At 58.4% G+C, this 10,296-nt stretch carries 11 protein-coding genes; 1 reads left to right on the top strand and 10 read right to left on the bottom strand.

The features are described from left to right. The 3 genes from DWA01_RS02740 to DWA01_RS02730 form a co-directional block, all read right to left on the bottom strand. On the bottom strand, window positions 1–383 hold a 383-nt coding region (locus tag DWA01_RS02740), incomplete at its 3' end, for an EamA family transporter (protein WP_160115947.1). Window positions 384–503: 120 nt separating this feature from the next. After that, window positions 504–1,577: a tartrate dehydrogenase gene (locus DWA01_RS02735; RefSeq protein ID WP_114284121.1), complete on the bottom strand. Its 1,074-nt coding sequence runs from the start codon at window positions 1,575–1,577 to the stop codon at window positions 504–506. A gap of 121 nt (window positions 1,578–1,698) precedes the next feature. Further along, window positions 1,699–3,156 carry an NAD-dependent succinate-semialdehyde dehydrogenase gene (locus DWA01_RS02730; protein WP_114284115.1) on the bottom strand — a complete coding sequence of 486 codons (1,458 nt, stop codon included), beginning with the start codon at window positions 3,154–3,156 and terminating at the stop codon, window positions 1,699–1,701. Between the two features lie 161 nt (window positions 3,157–3,317). On the opposite strand from DWA01_RS02730, the gene DWA01_RS02725 reads away from it, so the two are divergent. Next, a complete protein-coding gene (locus DWA01_RS02725; RefSeq protein ID WP_114284114.1) occupies window positions 3,318–3,656 on the top strand; it encodes a tRNA-binding protein in 339 nt (112 codons plus the stop codon). 228 nt (window positions 3,657–3,884) lie between these two features. Here the strand turns inward: DWA01_RS02725 and DWA01_RS02720 are convergent, their stop codons facing one another. The 7 genes from DWA01_RS02720 to DWA01_RS02690 all read right to left on the bottom strand — a co-directional run bounded on the left by DWA01_RS02720 (window position 3,885) and on the right by DWA01_RS02690 (window position 10,060). Continuing rightward, window positions 3,885–4,799: an HAD-IIA family hydrolase gene (locus tag DWA01_RS02720; RefSeq protein ID WP_235008403.1), complete on the bottom strand. Its 915-nt coding sequence runs from the start codon at window positions 4,797–4,799 to the stop codon at window positions 3,885–3,887. Further along, window positions 4,799–5,614, bottom strand: a complete 816-nt coding sequence (phnE, locus tag DWA01_RS02715) for a phosphonate ABC transporter, permease protein PhnE (protein WP_114284112.1) — start codon at window positions 5,612–5,614, stop codon at window positions 4,799–4,801. Before phnE (DWA01_RS02715) ends, DWA01_RS02720 begins: the two co-directional genes overlap by 1 nt. Next, on the bottom strand, window positions 5,614–6,426 hold the full coding sequence (gene phnE, locus DWA01_RS02710; protein WP_114284111.1) for a phosphonate ABC transporter, permease protein PhnE: 813 nt from the start codon (window positions 6,424–6,426) through the stop codon (window positions 5,614–5,616). Before phnE (DWA01_RS02710) ends, phnE (DWA01_RS02715) begins: the two co-directional genes overlap by 1 nt. Continuing rightward, complete coding sequence (gene phnC / locus DWA01_RS02705; protein WP_114284110.1) at window positions 6,426–7,217, bottom strand: phosphonate ABC transporter ATP-binding protein; 792 nt, start codon at window positions 7,215–7,217, stop codon at window positions 6,426–6,428. The genes phnE (DWA01_RS02710) and phnC overlap by 1 nt, the downstream gene beginning before the upstream one ends. Window positions 7,218–7,292: 75 nt before the next feature. Beyond that, window positions 7,293–8,267, bottom strand: a complete 975-nt coding sequence (gene phnD / locus DWA01_RS02700) for a phosphate/phosphite/phosphonate ABC transporter substrate-binding protein (protein WP_114284109.1) — start codon at window positions 8,265–8,267, stop codon at window positions 7,293–7,295. Window positions 8,268–8,861: 594 nt separating this feature from the next. Beyond that, window positions 8,862–9,341 (bottom strand): A24 family peptidase, encoded by a 480-nt coding sequence (locus tag DWA01_RS02695; RefSeq protein ID WP_114284108.1) that lies wholly within the window; start codon window positions 9,339–9,341, stop codon window positions 8,862–8,864. Continuing rightward, complete coding sequence (locus DWA01_RS02690) at window positions 9,338–10,060, bottom strand: helix-turn-helix transcriptional regulator (RefSeq protein ID WP_235008402.1); 723 nt, start codon at window positions 10,058–10,060, stop codon at window positions 9,338–9,340. Before DWA01_RS02690 ends, DWA01_RS02695 begins: the two co-directional genes overlap by 4 nt. Window positions 10,061–10,296 lie beyond the last annotated feature (236 nt).

The following is a 10,296-nucleotide window of genomic DNA, read 5'->3' as shown; positions in this document are numbered from 1 at the left end:
GCCCGGCCACTGCCCAGCTTAAAGAACAGGTTGCCAAACAGGATCAGGAAACCGGGCCAGAGATAGTTGAGCAGAGTAATATGCAGCGCCGGCCCAAAACGGAACGCGGTCAGATAGAGCGCGTGATACCCGGTCAGAAGCGCCGCAAAGAGCAGGATCCTGCCGCCCGAAATACTACGAAACCGCCTGCCAGTGCTGACGCAGATACCAGCCCCAAGTACCGCAGCCACCCCGAAACTCACTGCCAGAACAAACCAGGGAGATATGGCTTCTGACATTTTGCCCAGGATCCCCAGCGCCCCCCAGGACAGTATCGCCAGCAGACCAATGCCAGTGCCAAAGCCGGTGCTGGTGTCCGTGCGGATGCCAGTGCGTTTTTCCATGCCGTGCCCCCTCCGGGTTTTACTATGTAAACAACCGGCCACAGCAAATGTGCAGCCGGTTGCGCCCGATGACAGGTGCCGCGGTAACTGGCGCGCCATCAGATCGCTTTTGGCGGTGTCTTAATCCGGGGCGGTGGCAAGCGCCGCAAGAATCGCATCCGCAGAGGTCTGCATATCGGCACTGCCGCCAAGGTCCCTGGTACGGCTGCTGTCCTGGGCCAGCGACACTTCAATGGCCTCGATGATGCTTGCTGCCGCCTCTGTTTCTCCCAGATGCTCCAGCATGATTGCGGCGCTCCAGACGGCGGCAACCGGATTGGCCACACCTTTACCGGCAATATCCGGCGCCGATCCGTGAACCGGTTCAAACATCGAGGGGAACCGGCCTTCCGGGTTGATATTGGCTGAGGGCGCAATGCCGATGGAGCCGGCGATGGCAGGACCCAGATCTGACAGGATATCCCCAAACAGGTTGGAACCGACCACCACGTCAAACCAGTCCGGATGCTGGACAAAATGGGCGGTCAGAATATCGATGTGATACTGATCTGTTTTCACTTCCGGATAGCGTTCCCCGGCGGCGGCAAACCGTTCGTCCCAGAACGGCATCGTGTGGATGATCCCGTTGGATTTGGTCGCCGAAGTCACATGTTTGCGCGCCCGGCCCTGCGCCAGCTGAAAGGCATATTCCATGATGCGATCGACCCCTCTGCGGGTAAAGATGCTCTCCTGAATCGCCGCTTCCTGATCGGTGCCCGCATAGATCCGTCCGCCGATTTCAGAATATTCGCCTTCGATGTTTTCGCGCACCACAACAAAATCGATGTCCTCAGCGGTCCGGCCGGCCAGTGGCGAGGTGATGCCGCGCAGCAGCCTTACCGGGCGCACATTGGCGTATTGATCCAACTCCCGGCGCAGCGGGATCAGCAGGCCCCACAGCGATACATGGTCCGGCACACCGGGAAACCCGACGGCGCCCAGATATATGGCATCAAAGGCCTTCATTTGCTCGATTCCGTCGTCCGGCATCATCTTCCCGGTTTCATGGTAACGTTCGCAGGACCAGTCAAACTGCTGCCATTCCACCTGAAACTTGAACCGCTTGGCGATCGCGTCCACCACCTGCTGGCCGACCGGAATGACTTCCTTGCCAATGCCATCCCCTGGGATGGACGCGATACGATAGGTTTTCATTTTTGACATCACTGAGTGTCCACTTTGTTATGAAATAATGTTGCGGACGGCAGCCCCGCAGACCGCCGTGCACACCAGCTGATTGAACTGGCATTATAGGAAAGCTGTCGCCCCACCGGGGTTAAATTCCACCGATGTGGAAGGTTTTCAGCTCCAGAAACTCATCGATCCCATGGTGCGAGCCTTCGCGGCCAAGCCCGGATTCTTTCACCCCACCAAACGGCGCTACCTCTGTAGCGAAACCGCCGACATTGATCGACACCATACCGGTTTCAAGCGCCTCGCCAACTCTGAAACTGCGGCTCAGATCATTGGTGTACAGATAGGCCGCCAGGCCAAACGGCGTATCATTGGCCGCCGTCACGGCCTCGTCTTCCGTGCTGAAGCGGAACAACGGCGCCACCGGGCCAAAGGTTTCTTCCTGCGCCAGTAACATGCCGCCATGCGCGCCGGAAATCACCGCCGGCTGAAACAACCGCCCGCCCTCGCTGATCCGCGCGCCGCCGGTCAGAACCGAGCCACCCTTCGCCACAGCATCATCCAGATGGGACTGAATTTTACCCAGTGCCGCCTCGTTGATCATCGGGCCGATCTCAACCCCGTCCGCAAAGCCGTCACCGACACACATGCCGGCAACCCGCTCCACCAGCAGCGCAGCAAAAGCGTCATAAACCCCGTCCTGAACATAGATCCGGTTGGCACAGACGCAGGTCTGCCCGCCATTGCGGAATTTGCTCGCCATTACCCCCTCAAGCGCCAAATCCAGATCCGCGTCCTCAAAGATCAGGAACGGCGCATTGCCACCCAGTTCAAGACTCAGCCGTTTCATCGTCGCAGCCGATTGCTGCATCAGGATCTTGCCCACCCTGGTAGAGCCGGTGAACGACAATTTCCGCACCACAGGGCTGGAGGTCAGCGCGCCACCCACCGCCTGAGGATCGCCGGTGACAATATTGATGACCCCGGCCGGGATGCCGGCCCGCTCCGCCAGCACCCCAAGCGCCAGCGCCGAATAGGGCGTCAGTTCAGACGGCTTGACCACGATGGTACAGCCGGCGGCCAGCGCCGGCGCAACTTTGCGGGTGATCATCGCGGTGGGGAAATTCCACGGTGTGATCGCTGCTGCGACCCCGATGGGCTGCTTTTGCACAATGATGCGCCGGTCCGGCACTGGCCCGGGAATGGTTTCGCCATAGGTGCGTTTTGCTTCTTCCGCAAACCACTTCACAAAAGAGGCACCATAGCCGATCTCACCACGGGATTCCGCAATCGGCTTGCCCTGTTCCAGCGTCATGATGGTGGCCAGGTCTTCCTTGTGCGCCAGGATCAGATCGTGCCAGCGTTCCAGCACCGCAGCCCGCGCCCCCGCCGTGGTCTTTTTCCACGACAAGAATGCTGTTTCAGCGGCCCTCATGGCGGCCTGCGTCTCATCCCAACCGCAATCCGGCACCGTGCCGATCACCTGGCCGGTCGATGGATTTTCCACCGCGATGGTCATGTCACTGTCTGCGGGCACCCATGCGCCGCCAATCAGGTTGCGCTCAACGAACAGACCCGGATCCTTTAGAAGACTTTTCATAGCTCACTCCGATTTTCGTTCATCAAAGCATAAACGCCCGCGAAAGCGGCATCGTCTGCCGGGTGAAATTCAGGATATTTACCCGAACAACGCCGAAGATCAGCATATTCTGCTGCGGCCCCGGGCTTAGGTTTCAGAGACAAGTTTGAGGAAGGACCAGCATGGAAAGAGATCAGATAGTTTACGACGATTTCGCCAGGATTGAGATGCGGATCGGCGAGATCGTTGAAGTGTTACCCTTCCCCAGGGCGCGTAACCCCGCCTACAAAGTCGCGGTGAAATTTGGTGACATTGGCGTGAAATGGTCCAGCGCTCAGATCACCCGCTACACAGCCGAGGACCTGCTGGGCAGGCATGTGGTCTGTGTTGTAAACATGCCGCCGCGCAACATCGCAGGTTTCCAGTCCGAAATCCTGATCATGGGCGCCAGCAACGACCAGGATGAAGTCGTCCTGCTGCAGCCCGAAAGCGCCGTTTTGGCCGGCGGCGAAGTATTTTAATTATTTGCTGAGACCAGGCCATTTGTGGTCTCAGCCCCCGAGATCGGGCCGCAGGTTTTACCGCGGCACCTGCCCTGGTAAAAGCAGCAAACAAAAAAACCTGCCCCGCATCCGGGACAGGCTATTTGCAGCCCTGAGGGCATCGCATGATTTACCCCCCGCACACGGCAGGTTTACCGCATTGGGGCACAGCATGTTTACCGCCCCGCGCGCCGCGCGTTTACCGCCCTAGGGGCATGGCATGATGAAATCGGGCACGATGCCCGAGCGCGAAATCGCATCGCCGGCATCCATCCCCTTGAGCGCCCCAAAATCGGTGATCAGCGCGGTTTTCACGCCTGCCGCCCGGCCGCCAAGAATATCGGTCTGCAAGGTATCGCCCACCATGACAATACGCGCCGGATCCGTATCCGCCGGCAGCCGTGACAGCGCCATATCAAACACATTGGCAAAGGGTTTGCCAAAGAACTCCGGCTTCACCCCGGTGGCATCGGCCAGCCGATGGGCAAAATAGCCCGGTTCCCGTGACAGCCCGTCGACGCGCGGCGCCACGATATCGGGATTGCCCACAAGCACCGGCCGCGGATTTGCCCGCAAGGACGCCTCAAGCAAGCCCTGACGTGTCTCCGTCCACTCCGCCGCCCCGATCATCAGGAACGCCTCAGCCCGATCATAGGCCGCCGCATCCTCAGCAAGGAACTCCGCGTCCAGATGATCCAACTCTTCCAGGCCGAACACTTTTGACGCCATCAGCCCGTAACGCTGCGCCCCGCGCGCTTGCAGCCCGTGCAGCAACACCTCACGGCTGGTCAGCACCTCTTCTGGCGCAAAGTCAAACCCCAGCCGCGCGTATTTCTCCAGCAACAGCCGCTTGGGATAACCGGCGGCATTGCTGACCACCATCACCGTTTTGCCCGCCGCCTGCAGCGCCCTGATACGTTCGGGCGCACCGGGGATGGCGTCTTCGCCCACATTCAGCACCCCAAAGGCGTCCAGCAGAAACACATCCACCCGATCGCAAAGATCGCCCAGGTGATTAACCCTGAGCGATCCTTGTTCAAAACGGACACCAGGCAGCCGGTGACGCACCGCTTCATAGGCGTCAAACGCCCATTCCGCGTCACTCCGCGTCTTGGTTGTCATCAGATAATCGCCCCGCGCACTTTGGCAGAAACCCATTCACTGACCACCACCGCAAGCAGGATCAGGATCAGGATCAGGCTGACCTGCGGCCAGGCCAGCGTGTTTAGCGAGCCCTGCAACTGCAGACCAATGCCGCCCGCGCCCACCAGGCCAAGCACAGTGGACTCACGCAGGTTGATGTCCCAGCGGAATACCGAAATCCCTGCAAAAGCCGGCATGATCTGCGGCAGGATGCCATACGCCATCACCTGCCAGCGACCGGCACCGGTGGCGGCAATCGCTTCGACCTGAGACTCGTCGATCTCTTCAATCGCCTCGTACAACAGCTTGGCACAGAACCCGATGGAGCGGATGGCGATGGCGATCAAGCCGGCAAAGATGCCAGGCCCGATGATTTTCACCAGCAACAGCGCCCAGATCAGCGAGTTGATGGAACGGCTGGACACGATGATCAGCAGCGCAATCGGCCGGATGAACATAGCCGACGGTGTGGTATTGCGCGCGGCCAGAAAGGCCACCGGCACTGCCATCATCAACGCCAGGACCGTGCCCAGAGTTGCGATGTTCAGCGTGTCCCACAAGGGCGCCCACAGTTTGTCCATATAGCCCCAGCGGGGCGGCATCGCCCGGCCGCCGATATCGGCGGCAATGCGCGGCGCATCCCAGAAAAACGCCCAGGTGGTGGCGTCAGAAATCTGCTGCCAGCTCCACATGAAAATCGCGGTCCCGACCAGCCACATGGCCCAGACCTTAAGCTGCCCGTTGCGGTCGCGCCGCTGCCAGACTTTGGTGCCGTTTTTTGTTGAAATGGCCATTACTGAACCCTCGCGCGGATAATGCCGGACAGGTATTCAAGCACCATAACGATGGCGATGATTACCAGAAGAATTGCGGCAGCTGTGTCAAACTCATAGCGGTCAAAAGCGGTGTTCAGCGTGGCGCCGATGCCGCCGGCCCCAACAATGCCCAGCACCGCACTTTCGCGGAAATTGATATCCAGCCGGTAGATCGACAGACCGATCAGCCGCGGGATAACCTGGGGGTGTATGCCATAGACATAGCGCTGCAGCCAGCTGGCCCCGGTGGCACGGACCGCCTCGGCCTGTACCCGGTCCATATCCTCGATCTCTTCCGCCAGCAGTTTGGACAGAAACCCGATAGTGGCAAAACTCAGCGTGATGAACCCGGCAAGTGGGCCGAAGCCAAAAATGGCGACCAGTAGAATGGCGACCACAATCTCGTTCAGGGCGCGTGACAGCGCGATGACCGAGCGGCAGACCAGATAGACCGGCAAGACCGAAATGTTGCGTGCCGCGCCCAGACCGATCGGGATGGAAATCGCGATGCCGACAACGGTTGAGGCCAGCGCCATCACCACACTTTCGGTGAGCCCGACTTTGATGTCATTGGCACGCGAGGAAAAGTCCGGATTGACAAAAGCAATGACAAATTCCCAACCCCGGTCAAGCCCCCGGTAGACCCGGCTCCAGTTCACGTCGATTGAATTCAGCGCCAGCACAAGATAGAGCAATGCGCCGATAATCATGGTCCAGCGCAGCGCGGCGGACTTCACAAAAGGCGGTTTTTTCCACGGCTGCCCCAGCCGGGTATCAAGAGTGGCGCTCATTACGCGGCGTCCTCTTCATCGTCTTCATCCACTTTCTGAATGGTCTCGGACCAGTCTTCTGCGCCGTAAATCCGGGTCAGAACATCTTCATCCAGCTCGGCCGGTGCACCGTCAAATACAATGGCGCCGCTTTGAAGTCCGACAATGCGCTGCACAAACATCTGCGCCAGCGCCACGTCGTGAATGTTCACAATCGCCGCCAGTTTGCGTTCTTCACACAGCTCTACAATCAGCCGCATGATCTGACGCGAGGTCTTGGGGTCGAGCGAGGCGGTGGGTTCATCCACCAGCAACACTGACGGGTTCTGAATAAGGGCGCGGCAGATTCCGACGCGCTGGCGCTGTCCACCCGAAAGCTCATCGGCGCGTTTGTCCGCCATCGCCAGCAGGCCCACCCGGTCGAGCAGACGAAAAGCTTCGTCCACATCGGACTGGGGGAATTTGCGCAGGAAACTGCGGAAGAAACCCACATAACCCAGCCGGCCTGACAGCACGTTTTCCATCACCGTCAGCCGTTCCACCAGGGCATATTCCTGAAAGATCATCCCCATGCGCCGACGCTCGCGTCGCAGGGCGGAGGAGCCGAGGCTGGTCAGTTCGACCCCGTTCAGCTGCACTTTGCCCGAACTCGGTTCCACCAGCCGGTTGATACAGCGGATCAATGTGGATTTACCGGCACCCGAAGGCCCGATCAGCGCCAGAACCTGGCCCTTGGGAATTTCCAGATCGACGGCTTTCAAGGCCTTGTCACCGGTTTTGTAGATTTTAGTCAGTTGTTCAAGACGCAGCATTTGGGCCCCTCAGCGCGTAAAAACTGTGCGCCCCGTTTGCAAGCGGGGCGCACAGTAATCAGATTTGGATCAGGATCAGCTGCAAGAATAGCTGACGTCGTTCGCGGTATCGATCTGGCGGATTACCGACCAGAAGTCTTTGTAGTTCATCGGCAGGAACTGGCCTTCGTTCGATTTCTCAAACTCTTCCTGCAGGTTGGTGCCTTCCCATTCAAAGGTAAAGAACGCATCCTGGATCTGCGCCTGCAACTCAGGTGTCAGATTGTAGACGGTGCCAAAACCTGTGGTGGGGAATGTCTGCGATTTGTAGATCGAAATCACATCGTCTCTTTCAAGCTCGCCGCGGCTGACCATGCGCTCCAGAACCGAGTTGGCGATCGAGGCAGCCATATAGTCCTGGTTGGCAACACCCATGATCGAGTTGTCGTGCTTGCCGGAAAACACCGCTTCAAAATCCCGCTCCGGGATCATGTCATATTCGCCCTTCAGGATCGCGCTTGGCGCCTTAAAGCCCGAATTGGATGTGGGTGAGGTAAAGGCCAGCTGGCCGCCCTTCAGGTCTTCGACTTTTTCGATGCCCGAACCCGGATAGGTCAGGATTTCCATCTCATAGCCAAATCCGCCGTCAAGCGAGGCCATGATGGTAAAGGGGCGGAAGCCAGCGCAGTTCACCGCCAGTGGGTTTGAACCGGTGTTGAAACCCGCAATATGCAGACGTCCGGACCGCATCGCTTCAATTTGCGCCGCGTTGGACTGAACCGGGAAGAACTGAACTTTTTTGCCGGTTTTTTCCGCCAGGTAGTCCATGAACTCAGACCAGACCGAAACATAGACCGCCGGATCTTCAACCGGGGTATAAGTGAAGATAAGCGTGTCCGGATCCATCAGCTGGCTGGGATCTGTGGGAATATCTGCGATCAGATCGCCATCCACATCACAAAACCGCTCATCCAGAGTGCCACGGGCACATTCCTGAGCACTGGCGGAACCTGCAAAAGCAAATCCGGACATAAGCGCCGCTACTGACACGGCCTTAATAAATACGTTCATAACATCCTCCCATTTTTCTAATTGGTAAAACCCTATCCCCAATTGAGTCTGTGGCAAGACATTTGTAAAAACCGCGCCGGCGGGACCAGCAAACCGGCGTGTATTTCTGCCGCTCACACGCGGGTCCCGGTTGGCTCTGAAATGTCGCGGATGCCAGTGTTTCCGGCCTGTTATCGACTCCGCTGCGTGCGCCACCTCGACGCGTTTGCTCAGCCGGGCTGCGAAACATTGCGAAGAAAAATATTTTCACAACAGTGGATTTCGAAACTTAACGAACAGAACCGCCAACGTATCTGCGCCTTGAAAGCGCAAATCAACCCGCAATAACAACCCTGAGATGAAACCTGGCATGACTGGGAATCACTCAGCCGCCCCACCATCCACAATGGTGACCGGCACTGGACGCTGGACGGCGGGTGGTGGACGGCGGGCGCGCCCTGAGCCGCCAATGTTTTGGGGACCGGACTGCGGCGCGCCAACTGTGGATTGCGGGACGGGCTGCGGGAGGCGCTGCGGGAGAAGGCGGTGCGTGCAGGCTGCGGAGCGGGCTGTGCGTTGCAGGCACTTGCTGCATGCTGCAAAAACCTGTCAGGATTAGCTGACCAGTTGGACTGCGATGGGATGGACCAACCCGCTCAGAGCGATCGATATGCCCATCGGGAATTTTCCTTTGGCACGGATCCCTTTCCAGCTGGAGTGCCGGACAACCGGGGTCCGGCGCAACACCAGCACAAACAGAATTCCCAGCATCATCGCCGCCGAAAAACCCCAACTATAGAGCATAAGGCTGCCCGACGGGATAAACAGCATCAGGACGGACAGTATTTTGACATCTCCGCCCCCGAACAAGCGGGCGGCAAATGCAAGCGTTCCCACCAGAAGAACAGCGGCAGCGATCACCAGACGGGCGCCGGTTTCTGACCAGCCCAGCAGTGGAAAGGTAAGTGCAAATATGCCCAGCCCGATCAGCGACAAGATATTTGGAATGCGCAGATAGCGCAGATCAAAATACCCCACCGCCAAAAGCACCGGTGCCAGCATCAGCAAAGGAACCAGCTGAAATTCGCTGCTCATGCGACTTTTGCCCGGATCGGCCCCGGCCCGCCGACCGGCTCGGCCGTCAGCAGTTTAAACAACAGTTGTGCTTTGCTGCCGGTCCCGGTTTTGGCCAGGATATTTCGCATATGGGTGCGCAGCGTCGAATTGCGGATTTCAAGCTGGCTGCGGATACGGATTGCAGACAGACCCCGGGTGAGCAGGACACAGACCCGGTATTCGGCCCGGCTGAGCCCGGCCGGATTTTCACAGCTGAGAATCGAGGCCGATGACAGTTGTTCGACGCTGCCCTGCCGGTACTGAGCCAGGTTTTCAGCGACCAGGCCTGACACCCGGTTGCGCCAGGTTGCGGTCAGGGTGGAGGCAATCATATTCAGATCCGCCTGCTGCGCCGCACTCAATCCCTGACGGAAATGAAACTCGAGAAAATCTACCGATTTCCCATGTGTGGCCAGCGGGATCACCGCCAGATTTTTAAACGAGCGGCGCCGATGGAATTCGACCAGCGCCGGGTCAGGTTCATCCTCGACCATAGATTGCAGCCAGATGGTGCCAACCTGCGCCTTGGCAAAATAGCGACCGAGAACCGAACGGGCATAGGACCGGTTTAGCGGCACCCCGCAAATGGACCTTTCCTGACGGTCAAAGACGATCGTTCCCGACGTGCCATTTGTGGATTTTGAAACCCGTGCCAGCGCCAGCGCTTCTGCGCCGATATTTTCGCTAATTGACTGCAAAGCATGCCGGAGCGGGACACAGCGGTGCAGGCTCTCACACCAGCACGCTATCGCCCCTATCATCCCAGCCTCTACATCGGTGCGCCCTGAGCGCACACCTCGAACATCAACGTAATGTTCCATAACCCCCCCCGATCACAAATATACTCAGTAAAATAACTACCGCCCGGGGTGCCTCAACGACTGGTTCGTTTCTTAGTTGTTTGATATGTCGCTAAATTTATAATCTATCGTAA

This window comes from Candidatus Halocynthiibacter alkanivorans, assembly GCF_003333265.1.
Lineage (GTDB): Bacteria > Pseudomonadota > Alphaproteobacteria > Rhodobacterales > Rhodobacteraceae > Halocyntiibacter_A > Halocyntiibacter_A alkanivorans.
This window is presented reverse-complemented; position numbering and strand designations above follow the sequence as displayed.

Excerpts from the sequence above, each read along its gene's own strand:
- DWA01_RS02725 (WP_114284114.1), top strand. The coding sequence starts at position 3,318 with ATGGAAAGAGATCAGATAGTTTACGACGATTTCGCCAGGATTGAGATG.
- phnE (WP_114284111.1), bottom strand. The coding sequence starts at position 6,426 with ATGAGCGCCACTCTTGATACCCGGCTGGGGCAGCCGTGGAAAAAACCG.
- phnC (WP_114284110.1), bottom strand. The coding sequence starts at position 7,217 with ATGCTGCGTCTTGAACAACTGACTAAAATCTACAAAACCGGTGACAAG.
- DWA01_RS02735 (WP_114284121.1), bottom strand. The coding sequence starts at position 1,577 with ATGAAAACCTATCGTATCGCGTCCATCCCAGGGGATGGCATTGGCAAG.
- phnE (WP_114284112.1), bottom strand. The coding sequence starts at position 5,614 with ATGGCCATTTCAACAAAAAACGGCACCAAAGTCTGGCAGCGGCGCGAC.
- phnD (WP_114284109.1), bottom strand. The coding sequence starts at position 8,267 with ATGAACGTATTTATTAAGGCCGTGTCAGTAGCGGCGCTTATGTCCGGA.
- DWA01_RS02695 (WP_114284108.1), bottom strand. The coding sequence starts at position 9,341 with ATGAGCAGCGAATTTCAGCTGGTTCCTTTGCTGATGCTGGCACCGGTG.
- DWA01_RS02730 (WP_114284115.1), bottom strand. The coding sequence starts at position 3,156 with ATGAAAAGTCTTCTAAAGGATCCGGGTCTGTTCGTTGAGCGCAACCTG.
- DWA01_RS02720 (WP_235008403.1), bottom strand. The coding sequence starts at position 4,799 with ATGACAACCAAGACGCGGAGTGACGCGGAATGGGCGTTTGACGCCTAT.